The organism is Candidatus Thiodictyon syntrophicum (assembly GCF_002813775.1).
GTDB classification, from domain to species: Bacteria; Pseudomonadota; Gammaproteobacteria; order Chromatiales; family Chromatiaceae; genus Thiodictyon; species Thiodictyon syntrophicum.
Window position 1 is genome coordinate 497,245 of the sequence record NZ_CP020370.1, and the last position, 16,753, is coordinate 513,997.

Below are 16,753 nucleotides of genomic sequence, written 5' to 3' on the forward strand. Positions count from 1 at the left end.
GCTCCGGGGCCAAGTTCCAACTCGATCAGCGCGAACATAGCCCACCGGTCCTGTGCGAGCCTTGGATGCAATAATCTGCCGCCGCAGGACGGTGGTGCGTGGGTCATCGACGCTCAACCCGCGGGTAAGCGGATGTTGCAGCATCCGTCCCATCATCGCGGGTTGCCGCTCATACGAACTTGATGCGGCGGGCGGCGAAGGCCACCATGCGCAGCAGGAGCCAGCCATGGCGCCAGCGCGAGATATTGGTCTCGCCGTAGCGGCGCGCCCGGTAGCGGATCGGCACCTCCATGATCTTGAGGTTGAGCCGCGCCGCGCCGAACAGCAGATCGAAATCCCCGAACGGGTCGAAATCCCCGAAATAGGCGCGGTTGCGGGCGATGCGCTCGTAGTCGTCCCGCCACAGCACCTTGGTGCCGCACAGGGTGTCGCGGAGGGGCTGTCCCAGGAGCCAACTGAAGGCCCAGGAGAAGGATTTGTTGGCAACCAGATTGGCAAGTTGCATCGCCTCGTCCGCCATGGGGTAAACCAGCCGCACCCCATTGACGAATTCCGCTTGTCCGCCGACCATGAGTACATAGAAGCGTGGCAGGTCCTCCGGCGGGACCGTGATATCGGCATCCAGGATCATCAGGATGTCCCCGGTCGCGGCAGCGAATCCGGTGCGTACCGCGTCGCCCTTGCCCTTGCCGGGCTGTTTGAGCAGCTTGCAGCGCCGCTCCGGGTGGCGCGTAATAGCCCGGGTGATCGCCTCGAAGGTGTCGTCCGTGGAATTGCCCTCGACAAAGATGATCTCGGTGCCGCCGCCCATATCGGGGATACGGACCAGCAACTCTTCGATATGTCCGGATTCGTTGCGCGCCGCGACCACCACCGAGACGCTGGGGTGGGCGGGTCGCGCCTTGCTCAAGGGGCGGGCGACCATGAAATTGGCCAGATCGAGAAAGCGCAACGGCGCAATCCTGGCGAGATAACGATTGACCCAATCGGAGACGCCCGGCACGCGCAATGGCGCCAGCACTTCCGCCCAGGCGCGCAATGGCTGATAGTCCGTGATCTCCAGCAGGTTCTCCATATCGTGGCGGGTCAGCCAGTTCTGGGGGAGATTCGGCGTCGCAATTCCCAGCCATTGCGCCAACCGCAGTGGTCCGCTCCATAAATAGCTGTGGAAATTGAATATCAGTCGGGTATGAGCGGCGCAATAGCGATGAACCTCCTTAAGCATCGTCTGGACGTCCCAGAGGTCGTTGACGAGATCGGAGAGGATCACATAATCGAAGGTTTGCGGCTCGAGAATCAGCGCGTGGGCATCCGCGAGGACGAAATGCAGCGCCGGATGGGCGGTCCGCGCGCCGTCCAGAATCTCCGGGGAGAAGTCGACGCCCACCCCCACCGCTGGCTTGACCGCCGCCAGTAGATCGCCGCCGCCACAGCCTATTTCGAGCACCTGCGCGCCCTCCGGAATCAGGTGCCGGTAGATGGCGCACAAGCTCGCCCGGTAATAGCCCCCCCAAGACTTGGAATCGCGGGTAGCCAGACCCCAAAATGTTCGACGAATCTCGCGGTACTCTGCGGCCTCGGCCGTGAATCGCTGCAACACTGTCACGTATCCTCCAATGGGGCAATAATTTTCCGCTTGGGATCAGGCTGGACCGAATGACTGCGGAGTATCGGCATCATTCCGAAAGATGCTGTTCAATCATATGGACAGGGGCGTGAAATACGGGCGCGGTCTGAGTGGGCGTTCCGGCCTAAGGACAGGGGGGTTGGAACTGGGTGAGGAAGAGCACGTCGGCGTAGCCACCTTTCTGCCGCCAGCCTTCGGCCTCGGTCGCCAAGTCTCGGATCGGTTCCGCCCCGCTGCGGCCAAGTCGAAAGGGTTGGTACCCGAATGTCTCCAGGTATGCAGCGACAGCGCCGACGCAGCTCCCATTCTCTTTCAGCCGTCGCTCGTCCATCTCTACGAACAGGGCCGGGTGTCCGCGGCGCAATATCTCGGCAGCACCGAGCAGGACCCGATGTTCGGCCCCCTGCACGTCGATCTTGATCAGGGATACCACTGGCCAGCCGCGCTCGCCGATCAGGGTGTCGAGTGCAGCCGCCCGCACCGGGACCCCGCTTGCGGCCAAATGGTGATCGCCCGGATGATCTGGATTCACAGCAAGAAAGAGGGTTCCGTCTCGCTCTGCGGCGGCCAGGTGCAGAACTTCGACGCGATTCTGAAACCCTCGTCGGCGAACCAACTCGTGCAACCGCCGGATATTATGCTCCTCCGGCTCGATGGCAAGAACGCGGCCCCCGGCGTCGCCGACCCAGCGGGCGAAGCGGTGGGTGAAAAAACCGATGTTGGCGCCGACATCGATGACCAGGGTGCCGGGGTGGATGAAGGTCGCCAGGCGGTCCACTGGACCGGCCTCGAAGGATTTGTAGGCGAGATAGGACCATTCAAAGAGCCGACGCCCGGGCCCGGTGGAGAGGATGCCGGTATCTCGGATGCGCGCGTAAATCCACAAAAGAGAATTCTGAATACCGCTGTTCATGGCTGAGTCTCCAACTCGGCCGCGACCCGCAGTTTGAGGTACGGTTGATCAAACAGCCGTCTGACCTCAAGTTCGTCACCGCAAAATGCCATAAGTTTCCCATCGTAATGCGACAGATCGTCGTCAACGTATCCAAAATAGGGCTTGGGGAATGCCTGGCGACTTATCGACGACTGAGGCACCCAAACAAAACTCCGGCCTGAAAATGACACTGGCAGGTCACTGTACAACTCTGCCAACCAGGGCCACAGCGATCCATTTGCCAAATCGTCCCGAACCACGGTCCCGTGGAAAGAAGTGGTTGATGGACGCGCGCCGACGATGTTGAGCGTTACGTTGCCACCGCGATTGATCCTGGTGACGACCGTCTTTTCGCCTTCCCCGCACCCGTTGAACACGGCTGATGGCTGTGCCCCAAGGCGGGCCAGCGGGCTGAACGGAAGGAGCAGTATCCCAAGGGCCAGCAACGCGCTGCTCACGTCGAAGGCAGTGCGCGTATCCATGGGTAAGGCGGGGTTGCGCCCCGAAATGGGATCAGGTGTCCTGAATGCGCGTATCCATGCTGTGGCAGCCACGCCGGCGTGAACGAATGCCCCGATCCCAATCGCGACCTGAATCGCATCCACGGCTGCGGTGGCGGCAAAGACCCTGAACCCGCCGTCGGACATCAAGACTGGTGCTGATGCTGCTATACCGAGAGACAGCAGTGCCAGCAGCAGATATAGTGGGTTACGGAGCCGTAACAAGATGGGTAGCCAAGCCAGCCACCAGAAGAATTTTGCGACCGGTGCTGCGGGCCCCAGCACTTGAAAGCCAAAACTCCCGTCGGCGATATAGACCCGAAAGTTCTTGGCGAGGCCGGTCAAAAAGAGCATGGGTTCGGTAGTCAAATTCTGCCAGGCCAAGGCGTAGATGACGTGAGATCGCGCCGTGCCGGAAGCGATTGCGAGAATCTCTGGATGGTCAACCTTCACCTGTTCCCAACCCAGACCACCAACCGACAGACCGTAAAAAGTGTAAGAGAAGTTGCTTTGCGAGGAGGTCATGTCGCCGCCGACGAAAAGCAACAGCCCCGCCTGGAGGGCGAAGCCAGCCAGAATGGCGATTGCAGTGCCTGCGGCCCACAACCAGACGCGGCCGCCACTCAACCAGGCGGCGATTCCGGCCCATAACACCAGGGCCGGCAGAACCAAGAGGGCGCCAGCCCGAGCGTTCAGGGCCACCGACAGCAATGCGCTGCCTGCCAGTACCCAGGGCAGTGATCGCTCCTCGGCCGCGATTATCAGCAAGGCGAGCGCCAGACATCCGAAAATCAAGCCGGCATTCTCGGTCATCGTGGTCGCAAAGGCGTAGTTCATCGCGTAGGCGAGTAACAGGCTGACGCTTGCGAGGGCGGCGACGCCTGGGATATGCGCCGAGATCCGCCGCACCAGAACGAAAATCGCGCCCGCAATAAATGCGGCTTGAAGCAGAAGGACATAAAAAAGTTGCCGTCCGCCGAGCATGTTGATCCCGGCCAAGAATGCTGGATAGGCTGCGCGTCGTTGGCACCACTCTGCAAGGTTGCCGGTGTCGAGGAGCGCGTTGGCGCATGCCAAATAGCCGGACGCGTCGCTGAATGGCAGCCAGCCAGCCACCGCATAGGAGACGCTGTGCCCGGTGGTCCATATCCACATGAGATAGCCGCATGAATAAAGGAGTATGGCGAGCGCCACCGCTGATGCCAGCCGCGGTCGTCGTACGAGGTCCACCGGGGTAAAGAGCAGGTTGGCGCCGGCCCTTAAGGTCCTGCATATGTTGGAAATTGCGACATCACCCGCGCAGTGACGCGTCAGGCTAAACCCGAAGTAGAGCCAAGCCAGGCACCCCAGGCCGTAAGCGAGTAGGGAGGGGCTCAGCGGCACGGACACCTGATAGCGTCGGCCATTGGTACGCGGGTCGCTGCACTCGGCGGCCGAAAACCAGAGTTCTTTCCCCCAATAGGAATAACCAGCCGATCCGGACTTGGCAATCGCTTTGTGGGCGGCGTGCGCGTTCGCCACCGGCTGCCCGTCCTCCCACAGCAGCAACCGTGAGTTGCTGTTGCCGGGTGAGTCTCCGGCGAATTCGACCAACGGCCAGCCCAACGGGTGCTTTTCGATCGCAGCGATATAGGCACAACCTTTGTCATGACGTATATCGGACGTCGCGAGGTTATAGGATCTTACCGGTCCGTAAACCCCCCAGATCCATGCCTTCAGCAACAGCGCGCCAATCAGTAGCCACGCAATCAGGAGGGCCGGGCCAAGCATGGGGTGACCGGTGATGTCCCGGTACGAGGAAAGGCGGTGTGGCACGCATCGCTCCTGAGGGCGCGAATGGGAGTGGGGGAACCCGAGTCGCAACCGGCTGCAGGAACCGCGGGGCCGGGGCGGTGCCGATGACATGTGCCACCAACACAGCGGGCGCCATGCGACAACGCGCTGCCGCCCTCGCAAGGCGGAGTCGCTCGGCCCGCTTGGGGTAAGATAGCAACCACTTGGGCGATCGGTCAAACGCAGCAGTGCCCGATACGCCGCGTAACGGCGCAGAGAGCGCTTTGGAGCCCGCTCACGCCGGTCCCGGCCGGGAGCCGGGGATGGGCTGCCCTTATCTACCCGACGGCAGTCGCAACCAGGCGCTGTAATCAGCGCGGAGGCAAACCCCCGATGACCGATGAAACCGACGACAGCCCCTGGTCCACCTGCGAGCAGGAGCGGCTCGAGCGGATCGGTGCCATCCAGCCCTACGGGGTACTGTTGGGCGGCGAGTTGGGTGACGACCAGATCTGCTTTGCGAGCGCCGATGCCGCCGGGTGGCTGGGTCTGGGCGAGGGGCAAGTGCTCGGCCGGCGCTTGGGCGAGGTCGCGGCACTGAGCCTGGCCGACTTTCCCCCAACGCCCGGCAGTCGCCAATTGATCGCCGGGCTGGTCGAGTCGCCGCGCGGCTGGCTGGACGCGGTGCTGTGCCACACCGGTAGCGGCTGGCTGGCCGAGTTGGAACCGCCGGGTGCCGATGATCCGCCCACCCAAGTCGCCAACCCCCTGCTGCGCCGGTTGTTCCAGGCCCCGACGGCGGACGCCGAGTGGTCCGGCTATGCCGCGGCCCTGGCCGATGCGGTGCGCCGCACCACCGGCTATGAGCGGGTGATGGTCTACCGCTTCCTGCCGGATGCGTGCGGGGAGGTGATCGCCGAGTCCACCGTGGATGAGCGTCCGCGCTATCTGGGCCTGCGTTTCCCGGCCGCCGACATCCCGCGCATCGCCCGCGACTTGTATCGACAGAACAGCCACCGCCAGATCCCCGACATCCAGGCCGTCCCGGTCCCGCTCGAGGTCCTGCCCGGGACCGATCCGGATCTGAGCCGCTCGGACCTGCGGGCCGTCTCCCCGGTGCATCTGCGCTATCTGGCCAACATGGGGGTCGCGGCCTCCCTGTCGTTCTCGATCCTGGTGGGCGGCAACCTGTGGGGACTGGTCGCCTGTCACCACCGCCGGCCCCGCTTCCTGTCCGTGACGGTGCGCGCGCAGTGCGTGGAGTTGACCCAGGCCTATGCGTTGGGGATCAGCGCCTTCCTCGCCCACCAGCGGCTGCGCCGGGTCAGTGGTCTGGACGCGGACCTGGAGGGCCTGGTGGACCTGGTCCTGGACGCGACGCAGCGGCGACACCCCACGGCCGCCTTGGAACGGGGACTATTGGACCTGTTCCAGGCCGGCGGGGCAGCCCTGGTGGATGCCCAGGGGATCAGTGCCTTCGGTCAGGTGCCGACGCAAGGCGAGATCCGCGCCATCGATGACTGGTTCATCGGGCAGCCCGGGGATGAGGTGCTCGCCACCGATCGGCTGGCGGCCGAGTCCGGCCTGATCCTGGACCTGGAGCGCGCCGCCGGGGTCCTGGCGGTGCGTGCTCGCCCCCGCCGGGCGGGCGGGCCGGACCGGCGCTGCTACTGGTTTCGCCCGGAACAGGCGCGCACCGTGCGGTGGGCCGGGGACCCGAACAAGGACGCCGGTGCGGACCCCGCGACTGCGGCGCTCAACCCGCGCCGCTCCTTCGACCTGTGGGTGGAGACCACCCGCGGCCTCTGCGCCCCCTGGGACGACCTGGACCTGATGGCCGCCCGCAAGCTGCGCCTGCTGCTGCGACGCAGCGGGTTGCGGGCGGGGACCTGGCTCTAGCGGGCCGGGACAGCAGGTTGGCGCGCGCATGAACCCAGCACTGAGCGAACCAGAGGTGCCGCAGCCGGCGGCACCGAGTACGGCCGCGCCGCCGGTCGCCGCGCTCGGTGGGCCGCGGTGGTCCCCGCGGGGTGTCTTGCGGGTTCTCTGGTACCTCCTGTCCCGGGGCCTGGCGGCCCTGGCGCTGGGCAGCGCCCTGCTGGTCGGCGCCCTGCGCTGGATCGATCCGCCCGTGTCCTCCTTCATGGTGCGCCAGGCGCTGGTCGCCTGGCGGATCCATCGGGCACCGCCCTACTTTTACCACGCCTGGGTACCCTGGGGGCGCATCCCGCCGGTCCTGCCCCTGGCCGTCATCGCCGGCGAAGACCAGCGCTTCGCCTACCACCATGGATTCGACCCGGTGGAACTGCGCCAGGCCCTGGCCGCCTGGCGCCGCGGCGGGACCCTGCGGGGGGCCAGCACCATTACCCAGCAGACGGCCAAGAATCTCTTCCTGTGGTCGGGGCGCAGTTGGGTGCGTAAGGGGCTGGAGGCCTGGTTCGCCGCCCTGATGGAGGTGCTGTGGTCCAAACAGCGCATCCTGGAGGTCTATCTCAATATCGTCCAGTTCAGCCCCAGCACCTACGGGGTGGGGGCGGCCAGCGAGCGCTATTTTCACCGGGCGGTGGATGACATCACCTTGCGGGAGGCGGCCCTGCTCGCCGCCGTCCTGCCCGCCCCCGGCGCCTACCGCCTGGACCGCCCCTCGGCACGGCTGCAACGACGCGCCGATTGGATCGCCGATCAGACCCAGCGGATCGGCGGGCGACGCTATCTGGAGCGCCTGTGAGTCTGGCCCTCACCGCGCCTGCCGCTAGTTGGGGGCGACCGTCCGCACCCGATATTCACGCAAGACCCACCGTTCGCCCCCCCCGGTCCTCACCTTGTCGATTACGGCCGTGAACCGCGCCGTCTCTTGCACCTCCGCGCCCTGCCGGCTCCAGGTCTGCGGGGTGGCGTGCACATCGAGCGGGCCAACGCCGCCGGGTTGATAGATGATCCCTTCGGCCTGATAGTGCCCCGCCTCCCCGCGCGCCGTCAGGGTCCGGACCTGCGAAAAGGGCAGGGCCTCCCCATCGGCCAAGGGCACCGAATAGGGTGCACCCCGGTGGGCACCCAGGGTTCGGCCGAAATACTTCTCGGTGGTGCGGTCGACCGACTCCGCCGGCACCAGCACCGACAGTTTGTCCCGGCTCACCTTGAGTGTCTTGAACTTGTTGATGTAGTTATGCGCCAGGGCAAAACTCAGCAGGGCGTCGTCGGACAGGCTGCCCGGGGTGAAACTCTCCACCCGCGCCTCGGAGAAGTTACTGAAGAAGGTATCGAGTTCGCGTCTTTGCGCCGTATCGAGTTTCTCCGCCGCCGTCGCACCGGCGATGACGGCGAGGAACAGGGCCGCCGGCCGCGCGACGCCAATGGTCGACCGGGTATTCACTTGATGGTCACCGTGAGTTTATAGGACGCGCTACCGCGGGTGCCGCCGACCTCGATCAGATACTTGCCGGAGGCCGGCAAAGGGCCTTCCCACTTCATCGCATCCTCACCCTCGCCGGCACCCGCCAGCGTCGGTCCGGTGATCGTCGGCACGCCGTCATCCACAACCGATTTGTATCCCGGCTGATAAATCGTGAAGGCCGCATTCTCTTCCTTGGAACTGATACTGACCGTCATGGTCTGGCCGGCATTGGCGGTGATATCATAGCGATCCGTCTCGCCCCGCACGACGCTGGCGGCCAGGGTGGCGGAGGACTGCCCCTTGGGGAACTGGATGGCCTTGCGGACGCCCTCGGCATGCAGGCTGCCGAGACCAGCGAACAAGAGCGCGGCGCAGAGGAATGCACTGGGCTTCATCGACGACTCCGAATACTCGTTTAGCGATTGAGATATGGCAACAAGAGCATTGCTGACGGTGCTTACCCCCAGTCCCTGGGTCGGCCTCGGCCGGGCCGGTGACGCGGCGCAATTGGGGCCGCCCGGCTTCTGCGCAGACGGGCGCTGTTACGCCTTTGCGCAAGTCGGGGTGCTGGACGACTCCGGCCTCCCCGAGGCGGCGGGGGCCGCCGACACCGGCGGCGCCACTGTAAAGCACCGCGATGGTCCGGTCTTCGTGGTCCCGCACGGGGTAGTTCCGGCGACCGGCGCGCGCGGCGCGGGGCACCGACGACCGCGCGCCGCCGTGTCACCGGCCCGCCAGGTGCGTCACGGGCGCGATGGAACCGCTGGGCCACAATGAAAAATGGTCAAAAATTGCCAAGAATACTGGACAGACCAGGCCCATTTGTGGTCAGGTGCGGGCATCGGTCACGGTTGCCGCGGCGCCCCTGCCTCACGGCCATGTTGCGCCCCGACCGCCCCGCCCCGTCGCGCTGCGGGCCGGCGATCGACCTCACCCCCGGCCTTGGGCGGCTGAGGTTCCAATCCCTCTTATGACAGTCGAGAAATTCATCATCATACTGCGCCATTGATGTCCTGCTACGTCGGCATCTCTGCGCCGGGTTTGACTTATGACACGCATCCTGACGAGTCTGTTCCTGACACTGATGCTGGCGGCCTGTGGTGATTCCGGCGGCCCGGCCGTCAGCACCGCGGCGCAGGCGCCGGTCACCGGGGAGTCGCCGGTAAGCCCGCAACCCGCGTTCAAACGGGTTGCCCTGGTCATGAAGACATTGACCAATCCGTTCTTCATCGAGATGGAAAAAGGGGCACGCCGCGCCGAAAAGGAGTTGGGGGTCGACCTGCAGGTCAAGACCGCGGCCCAGGAAACGTCCATCGAGCAGCAGATACAGATCGTCGATGACATGATCGCGGCCAAGGTCGACGCCATCGTCATCGCCCCGGGGGATTCGCAACGCCTGGTGCCGGTGCTGAAGAAGGCCCTGGAGCGCGGCATCAAAGTGGTGAATCTCGATAACCGCCTCGATCCCGCGGCGGTCGCGCAGGCCGCTCTGGCGCCCATCCCATTCATCAGCGTCGACAATGAACAGGCGGCCTATCGTGCCGCGAAGTTCCTCGCCGCCGACGTGGCGCAGCCGACTGAGGCCGCCATCATTGAAGGCATCCGCAGTGCCGACAACGCCAGGCAACGCCTGGCGGGCGCCAAGCGGGCCTTCGCCGAACATCCTGCCATCACGCTCGTTGCCGCTGAAAGTGCGAACTGGAAGATCGATGAAGGCTATGCGGTGACCAAACAACTGTTCGCCAAACACCCAAACGTCAGGTTAATCTTTGCGGCCAACGACATGATGGGATTTGGGGTGCTCAAATACCTCCAGGACACCGGTAAGTCGGACGTCAAGGTGGGGAGCTACGACGCCCTGCCTGAGGCGCTGGAGGAGGTCAAGGCCGGGCGCTTGACAGTAACGGTCGACCAGCAGGCGGCGCAGCAGGGGTTCCAGGGTATCGCGCTCGCGCTGCGACTGCTCAACGGCGATGCCGTGGCTGAGGTCTTACTGATCGACACCCGGCTGGTCACGTCCGCAACCCTGAAATAGGGCACAGCCCGGTTGGCGCAGATCACCGTGCGACGCCCCCGGTTGCGGATCAGTATCACCGCCCGCCTGCTGAGCTACCTGCTGCTGGCGGGTATTGTGCCGCTGCTGCTGCTCGGGGTGTCGGCGTTCGATATTTCGCGTCGCATCATCATCGCGCAGGCCGGTGAGTTTCACCTGCAGCAGATGACCGATCTGCGCGCCTATTTCGGGCTCTATGCCGAGCAGATCGAAAGCCTGGCGGCGAACATCGCCGGCAACGAGGCGATCGGGGAGGCGCTACGGGCCGGCGGGGAGACTGACCAGACGCACCCCGACACCTTCTCCATACTCACGACCCACGCGCAGATCGGCTATATCCTCAACAGCTATGTGCGCGTCAAGGGGCTCGTTTCGATCGATCTGTTCGCAACCGACGATCGGCACTTTCACGTCGGCGACACGCTCGACGTGCGCGATGTCGACACCGCGCGCGTGCAGGCGATGCTGGATGAAGCCCGCCACAGCGCGACCCCGGCCTATTGGCGGGGGATCGAAGACAACCTCAATCGCGCATCGACCAAGAAAAGCGTGCTGACGGTCACCCGGGGTGTGCGGTACTTCGTGCCGCAAACCGGTACCACGGACATGGTGGGATTGCTCGTTATCAATATCGATGCCCCGATCGTCATCAATTCATTTCTGAACGAGGTGAAGACCCCGGAGCATCTGCGTCTGATGTTGCTGGATCGCAATGGTCGCTTCGTCTACCACACTGACCCGCGATTAGTGGGGAAGGAGGCCGCCCCGGCCTTCAAGTCCCTGCTTCAAGCGGGCGCTCCCATCCAGGCGTTGCGGCTCGATGGCGAAGACGTCATCTTGAGTTCCGTATCGGAGCCACGAACCGGCGGGGCCCTCGTCGGCGCCCTGCCGCGCAGCGTCCTGACCGCACCGGTTGATGCATTGATTTATGCAGGCCTGCTGCTGCTCCTGATCGGCCTGGTCGTCATCGGCCTGCTGGCCTTGCGCTTCGCGCGCCTGGTCGTCGCGCCGGTGCGGGATGTCTCCAGGGGTTTCAGCCGCTTGCAGGAGCATCCGGAAACGATTCCCCCGGCGTTGCCGCTGCCGGACACCATCGACGAACTCGCCGACATGGTGGTCGGTTTCAATCGCCATCTCGACGTATTGGCGGCCCAACGGACCGCCGCGCAACAACTGCTTGAGGCACAGCAGGCGGCCGAGGCCGCAACCCGAGCCAAGAGCCGGTTTCTGGCGACGATGTCCCATGAGATCCGCACCCCGATGAACGGCATCCTGGGCATGGCCCAATTGCTCCTGATGCCGGACGCCAAGGAGGCGCAGCGCCGCGACTATGCCCGCACCATCCTCCATTCCGGGGAAGCCTTGCTGAACCTGTTGAACGATATCCTGGACCTGTCGCGCGTCGAAGCGGGCAAACTCGAACTGCAAGAGTCCGTCTTCGACCCGCGGCAGTTGCTCCAGGAGGTCGCCCTGTTGTTCCGCCAGTTGGTCGATGCAAAGGGCCTGACGCTCGACAGTGTATGGAGCGGACCGGCCGGTGTTCGCTATTGGGGCGATCCCCTGCGCCTGCGGCAGATGTTGACCAACCTCGTCAGCAACGCGGCCAAGTTCACGGCGCACGGCGCGATTCACATCGCCGGGTCGGAAATCGGGCGCACTGAGGAAGGCGTCGTCCTGGAGTTCGCGGTCAGCGACACCGGCATCGGGATTGCCCGGGACAAGCTGGAGCGCCTGTTCAAACCGTTCTCGCAAGTCGATGGTTCCATTACGCGCGAATACGGCGGCTCCGGCCTCGGGCTGTCCATCGTGACCAACCTGTCCCAGCTCATGGGCGGTGAAACCGGCATTGAAAGCGAGCCGGGCAAGGGCTCACGCGTCTGGTTCCGGGTCTGCCTGACAGTGGTTACGCCACCACCGCAGCCTAGCCCCGGGGAGGCGCGGCTGCCGACATTAGCCGCGGCGCCGCCGACGGCCCATCCGGGTGTCGCATCCGTCCTGGTGGTGGAGGACAACTTGATCAATCGTAAGGTGATCAATGGCATGCTCAGGAAGCACGGGGCCCATGTCGACAATGTCGAGAACGGCCTTGAAGCCGTCACCTTCATCACGGGCGGCGCCCGCCCGAGCATCGTGTTGATGGACTGTCAGATGCCGGTCATGGATGGCTTCCGGGCGACCGCGCAGATTCGCGCCTGGGAGCTTGAGCATGGTAAACCGCGGGTCCCGATCATCGCGCTGACCGCGGGGGCCTTCCAGGAGGATCGCGACCAATGCATTGCCGCAGGGATGGATGACTTTCTGGTCAAGCCGTTGCGCCTTGCGGATTTGGAGGCGATGTTGACAAAGTGGACCGGCGGGTGACCTGGTGACGTTGCTTACCCCACTGTATTCTTGGCGTCTTGGCGTGAGCAACTGCCGGATTTCGGATTTACGACAACGACAACGACAACGACAACGACAACGACAACGATGGTATTCGACTTGTTCTTGACTTGTTACTCAAATGGCCGCCGGGACCGAGATCGGTGCCGGCAGGGTCAGTACCAACCGGACCTCGTCGTTGCCGACTCGGTATTCGGGCTCGGCACCGGTAAGGGTGCGCATCGCGGGAATGATCTTGCGTCGCACCCCCATGCCGCGGGCGTCCACGTAGCCGTAATCCCGCAGGATGTCCACCAGCAGGGGATTGCGTGGGGAGCGTTGCCCGGCCTTCATTTTCTCGACAGTCATGTCGTTCGGCAGGGGGCCGGGGCTGGCAATCTCGACCCGATCGGAATAGACACACAGTTCCACGTCGCCGGCGCGGGTCCAATCGCGATGGGCGAAGGCATTGAGCAGGGCCTCGCGCAGGACGGTCAGCGGGATGCGCCAGGGACGCTCCCGGCGAATAGTCTCGTCCGATGGACCGGTCTCGCGGCTCAGGAAGGGGCGCAGGCGCTCCAGGGCCAGGTCGATCAGGCCGGGTTCGCGATACTCGCCGGGTTCACTGTTGTCGCCGCCGTCGATGGTCTCGACCAATTCCACCAGGGGTGCGTCGATAAGCTGATCCAGGAGCGCCTCGTAGTCCCGGTCTTCGCCCGCGAACACCATGAGGCGCAGTCCCGCCTGCCGCAGCCGCGCCCGTGGGTTCCTGCCGAACAGCAGCAGACCGGCGATGGATGCCGCCCGACCGGACAGCGGCGTTTCGGCCAGCAGACTCAGTCCGATCAAGCGGCGCTCCAATCCTGACGGTTCGGCCTGGAACTCTGCCGCGGGCTCGCCCAGCACCCGGATCAGATAGTCGACCAGTCGTCGATGGTCCAGGGAGTCGGGTCCGGTCCCGGACACCGGCAGGACCTCGGCATGGAACATCTGACTTTCCTGGAACAGTCTCGCCTGCTGCTCCCGGGTCGCGAGTCGGGAGGTATCCCCGACGCGGATATAGATGTCCTCGCGGTTGTTATTGCGAACCACATAAGGTTTGGTCATGCCCTGTTCCAGCGTGATCACCGCGACCCGCCCATCGCCGCCCAGGTCGATCTCCTCATAGAACGGAATAATGGCCGGGTGGACGTACCGACTCACCGTGTCCATCACCCAGGTCTGGACATTGGGTCGCTGCAGACCGCTGATCCGGCCGTCGTCTTCGACCCCCAGCAGGACATGCCCGCCGCGGAAGTTGGCGAAGGCGGCGATTTCCTTGGCGAGTGACTCGGGGCGGACGTCGTCGCGCTTGAATTCGACGCCGGAGCTTTCGCCGTTGGCGATGAGTTGATACAGCTCGGTCTTCAACATCGGTGTCAGTATCCGTATTTGGCCCGGCGCATCTCAAAGGCGGCCTGGCCGCCCTCGAGGATCTCGCTCACCGCATCGCGCACCCGCGACTGATCGATCGCGCCGGATTCCTGCGGATCGATCTCGGCATGATCCTGGTCGGCACGCAGGGTCCCGATCCATTCCGCGTCACCGAAGACCGGAATATTGGCATTATGGGTGGCGAAGAGGAATTGACGGTGCTGCTTGGCGGCCCGCAGCGTCGTTACAATACGGTCGGCGATAAAGGCATTGTCCAGGTGGTCCTCGGGCTGGTCCACGATCAAGGGCTCGTCGCTGTCGAGCAGCAGCAGGTGCAGAATAGCGGTGCACTTCTGACCGGTGGACAGGTCACTGAGCCGACGATAGCGCTCCCCTTGGTGGGCGACGTTGAGATGGATCTCCACCCGCGGGGGCAGTTCCAGTTCCTCCAGCGCCCAGCGCTGGACCGGCGGCAGGCCGGCCAACTGCTCGGCCAGGCCGCGACCGAGGCCGTCCGCGCCGTACAGGGCGAGAACGGCATCCGCCCCCTGGGTCAGGGCCGCGGACAGGGCGGCGATGGAAAGGGTATCGACCCGGTCGAGCCATTCGATCTTCTTGGGACCAACGCCGGGCAGGGCCTGGAGAAAATCGCCCAGGGCCTCGCGATTGCCCCAATTGCGCACCTCGATCCGGAGCTTGCCCTGCAGTTCCTTCTGGTTCAGACGCTTGGCGGCCCGCGCCAACTCGTCGAAGCGCTGCGCCTGCCAGTCACGCCACTCGGATAACAACTGACGGCGCTCGTCCTCGAGACTGCGCACCGCGGCCTCGAAACCAGCGAGCCGCGCCTGTAGCGGCGCGATCGACTCGATGCGTCGGACGAGGTCCATGTACTCGCGGCCGATCGCCTCCCCGGGCTTACCGGAGAGACCGGGGAGGTCGGCGGCGGCCCGCGCCAGTTCGGTCTCGACCTGCGCAACCCCTGATCGCCACGCCGCCTGCTCCTGCTCAAGGCCGCTCGTCAGGGTCGCCAGGGCGGCAGTGATCGCGGTCAGATGCGGGTCCAGATCGGCCGCGCAGGTCGCGATCCGTTCGCGCATGGCGGTGAGCCGCACCCCATGGGGCAGGCCGTCCAGGGCCTTGTCGCTCAGGTAGGTCAGGTCCCAGGCACTGACCGACTCGACCAGGTCCCCGGCGCGCTGGGCGACCTCCCCAAGTTCCTCATCCACCCGCCCGACCAGACCCTTCTCGCGACTGAGCGCGCGCACCGCCGCCAGTTTCTCGTCCAGGTGCAGTTCCTGGTAGCGCGACTCCTGCTCGCGCAGCTTCGGCAATTGCGCGACGGCGGACCTGGCCTGATCCAGGTCCTCGCTCGCCTTGACCAGTTCCCCCCGGTTGCGCGCCAGGGCCGCGCCCAGTTCGGCCCGACGGGGCCCTTCGCAGTCGCCCAGCGGCAGGAAGCGGGCGAGCAGGTTGGTCTTGGACGCCTCATCGGTCGCAATCTTGAGGATCTCATTCTGCCCGTAGATCCCCAGGCGGGGCAGCAGGTCGGCAGGCGTCAGGCAGGACAGGCTGCCGTCCTCATTGCGAACCTCCGCCGGCTCGCCATAGCGTCGGCGCACGAATAAGCGCCGCCCGAGTTGGGTCTGGGAACGCACCGCCAGCGTCACGGCGCCACCGTCGCGCAGATTCTCCTTCAGGATCTCCCGGTGGGTCTTGCGCGCCTCCTCGGTCAGCGGCTGCTGATCCAGGGCATAGCGCAGGGCCTCGATCAGGGTGGACTTGCCCGTGCCCCGACCGCCGATGATGGCGTTGAGATTGTCCGCCAGGTGCAGCCGCAGGCCATCCAGATAGCCGTTATCGATGGCGATGGCCTCGATCTGCGCGTGGGGGCGCTCCGGAGCCTCCAGACGGATGCGGGAATCGGGGTCGAGGAAGGCCTGACGCAGGGCCTCGATCGACGGCTCGGCCATCTTGATCAGACAGGTAGAGGCGACTTTCTCCAGGTCGCCGGGATTCGCCACGTCCCCGGCGCGGATGAAGGCCAAGCGGCGCGTGCGCCGGTAGTTCGGGTCCTGGTTCAGGGCGATGCGCCGCAGGTCGATCTCCTTCAGGTCCTCTGGTGGCCCGGGTAGGTGTCCGGCCAGCACCCAGCGGTCCTCCTGCCAGATGGCCGGGAGCTTGGCCTTGAGCAGTCCGTTGTCTTGGGACATGTGCGGCGCGTACCAGATGCCCCCTTGCTCCTGGATCACCCGCTTCGCGATCCCGATGCAGGTCTGCGTCGAGGGTTCCCCCGGTTGTCTGACATCGACCCCGAGTCCACCGCGCAAATGGGTCAGCTCATCGCCCGAGGTGCCGGGCGGGTAGAGGCAGACCATGTGAAAGCCCTCAGCGCAGGTCAGCTCGAATCCGGGGAAGACCGTGACGCCGGCGGCCGTCAGTTCGTCCGTCAAGGCCGGGTAGGCGCCGATCCCATCATGATCAGCCAGACCGACCACCTGCACGCCCAGCCGGGCACAGGTTTCCGCCAGGTCGGCGTTGAACTCCGCCTCAGTCCGGCCATGATGCTGCTGCCGCCAGCGCTCGGCATAGGCCCAGGTGTTGACCTGCAGGGCGCAGCGCCGGAAGACGGCGCCCGCTGAACGGCTGAGGGCTTCGGTGATGGGGGACATGGTTTGAGATCAGAGCGTTTCAGGATGGA

12 protein-coding genes are annotated in these 16,753 nt (G+C 65.0%); 5 read left to right on the plus strand and 7 right to left on the minus strand.

Annotation, left to right across the window (positions count from 1 at the left end; all coding sequences use genetic code 11):
- Positions 1 to 169: 169 nt before the first annotated feature.
- From THSYN_RS02185 to THSYN_RS02195, 3 genes are all read right to left on the minus strand, one after another.
- Positions 170 to 1,606 (minus strand): glycosyltransferase, encoded by a 1,437-nt coding sequence (locus tag THSYN_RS02185; RefSeq protein ID WP_236848775.1) that lies wholly within the window; start codon positions 1,604 to 1,606, stop codon positions 170 to 172.
- 145 nt (positions 1,607 to 1,751) lie between these two features.
- Entirely contained in the window at positions 1,752 to 2,540 is a 789-nt protein-coding gene (locus THSYN_RS02190; protein WP_100917692.1) for an FkbM family methyltransferase, read from the minus strand.
- On the minus strand, positions 2,537 to 4,876 hold the full coding sequence (locus tag THSYN_RS02195) for a hypothetical protein (RefSeq protein WP_157817400.1): 2,340 nt from the start codon (positions 4,874 to 4,876) through the stop codon (positions 2,537 to 2,539). The genes THSYN_RS02190 and THSYN_RS02195 overlap by 4 nt, the downstream gene beginning before the upstream one ends.
- Positions 4,877 to 5,227: 351 nt before the next feature.
- On the opposite strand from THSYN_RS02195, the gene THSYN_RS02200 reads away from it, so the two are divergent.
- Both THSYN_RS02200 and mtgA read left to right on the plus strand, forming a co-directional pair.
- Positions 5,228 to 6,733 carry a GAF domain-containing protein gene (locus THSYN_RS02200; RefSeq protein ID WP_100917694.1) on the plus strand — a complete coding sequence of 502 codons (1,506 nt, stop codon included), beginning with the start codon at positions 5,228 to 5,230 and terminating at the stop codon, positions 6,731 to 6,733.
- 28 nt (positions 6,734 to 6,761) lie between these two features.
- Positions 6,762 to 7,562: a monofunctional biosynthetic peptidoglycan transglycosylase gene (gene mtgA / locus THSYN_RS02205; RefSeq protein ID WP_100917695.1), complete on the plus strand. Its 801-nt coding sequence runs from the start codon at positions 6,762 to 6,764 to the stop codon at positions 7,560 to 7,562.
- A 24-nt stretch (positions 7,563 to 7,586) separates the two neighbouring features.
- Here mtgA and THSYN_RS02210 read toward each other — a convergent pair whose 3' ends face one another.
- Together THSYN_RS02210 and THSYN_RS02215 are read right to left on the minus strand one after the other, a co-directional pair.
- Positions 7,587 to 8,207 (minus strand): hypothetical protein, encoded by a 621-nt coding sequence (locus THSYN_RS02210; protein ID WP_100917696.1) that lies wholly within the window; start codon positions 8,205 to 8,207, stop codon positions 7,587 to 7,589.
- Positions 8,204 to 8,623, minus strand: coding sequence for a hypothetical protein (locus THSYN_RS02215; protein WP_100917697.1), 420 nt, complete (start codon positions 8,621 to 8,623; stop codon positions 8,204 to 8,206). Before THSYN_RS02215 ends, THSYN_RS02210 begins: the two co-directional genes overlap by 4 nt.
- A gap of 34 nt (positions 8,624 to 8,657) precedes the next feature.
- On the opposite strand from THSYN_RS02215, the gene THSYN_RS02220 reads away from it, so the two are divergent.
- The 3 genes from THSYN_RS02220 (at position 8,658) to THSYN_RS02230 (ending at position 12,642) form a co-directional block, all read left to right on the plus strand.
- On the plus strand, positions 8,658 to 9,005 hold the full coding sequence (locus tag THSYN_RS02220) for a hypothetical protein (protein ID WP_157817401.1): 348 nt from the start codon (positions 8,658 to 8,660) through the stop codon (positions 9,003 to 9,005).
- A gap of 271 nt (positions 9,006 to 9,276) precedes the next feature.
- A complete protein-coding gene (locus THSYN_RS02225; RefSeq protein WP_100917699.1) occupies positions 9,277 to 10,263 on the plus strand; it encodes a substrate-binding domain-containing protein in 987 nt (328 codons plus the stop codon).
- Between the two features lie 12 nt (positions 10,264 to 10,275).
- Complete coding sequence (locus THSYN_RS02230) at positions 10,276 to 12,642, plus strand: hybrid sensor histidine kinase/response regulator (protein WP_100917700.1); 2,367 nt, start codon at positions 10,276 to 10,278, stop codon at positions 12,640 to 12,642.
- Between the two features lie 138 nt (positions 12,643 to 12,780).
- Here THSYN_RS02230 and THSYN_RS02235 read toward each other — a convergent pair whose 3' ends face one another.
- Positions 12,781 to 14,055: an RNA-binding domain-containing protein gene (locus THSYN_RS02235; RefSeq protein ID WP_100917701.1), complete on the minus strand. Its 1,275-nt coding sequence runs from the start codon at positions 14,053 to 14,055 to the stop codon at positions 12,781 to 12,783.
- Between the two features lie 5 nt (positions 14,056 to 14,060).
- Complete coding sequence (locus THSYN_RS02240) at positions 14,061 to 16,724, minus strand: TrlF family AAA-like ATPase (protein WP_100917702.1); 2,664 nt, start codon at positions 16,722 to 16,724, stop codon at positions 14,061 to 14,063.
- Positions 16,725 to 16,753 lie beyond the last annotated feature (29 nt).

What these genes read in the sequence shown, in the direction of transcription:
- THSYN_RS02190 (WP_100917692.1), bottom strand. Translation starts at nt 2,540, where the DNA reads ATGAACAGCGGTATTCAGAATTCTCTTTTGTGGATTTACGCGCGCATC.
- THSYN_RS02200 (WP_100917694.1), top strand. Translation starts at nt 5,228, where the DNA reads ATGACCGATGAAACCGACGACAGCCCCTGGTCCACCTGCGAGCAGGAG.
- mtgA (WP_100917695.1), top strand. Translation starts at nt 6,762, where the DNA reads ATGAACCCAGCACTGAGCGAACCAGAGGTGCCGCAGCCGGCGGCACCG.
- THSYN_RS02215 (WP_100917697.1), bottom strand. Translation starts at nt 8,623, where the DNA reads ATGAAGCCCAGTGCATTCCTCTGCGCCGCGCTCTTGTTCGCTGGTCTC.
- THSYN_RS02220 (WP_157817401.1), top strand. Translation starts at nt 8,658, where the DNA reads ATGGCAACAAGAGCATTGCTGACGGTGCTTACCCCCAGTCCCTGGGTC.
- THSYN_RS02225 (WP_100917699.1), top strand. Translation starts at nt 9,277, where the DNA reads ATGACACGCATCCTGACGAGTCTGTTCCTGACACTGATGCTGGCGGCC.
- THSYN_RS02235 (WP_100917701.1), bottom strand. Translation starts at nt 14,055, where the DNA reads ATGTTGAAGACCGAGCTGTATCAACTCATCGCCAACGGCGAAAGCTCC.
- THSYN_RS02240 (WP_100917702.1), bottom strand. Translation starts at nt 16,724, where the DNA reads ATGTCCCCCATCACCGAAGCCCTCAGCCGTTCAGCGGGCGCCGTCTTC.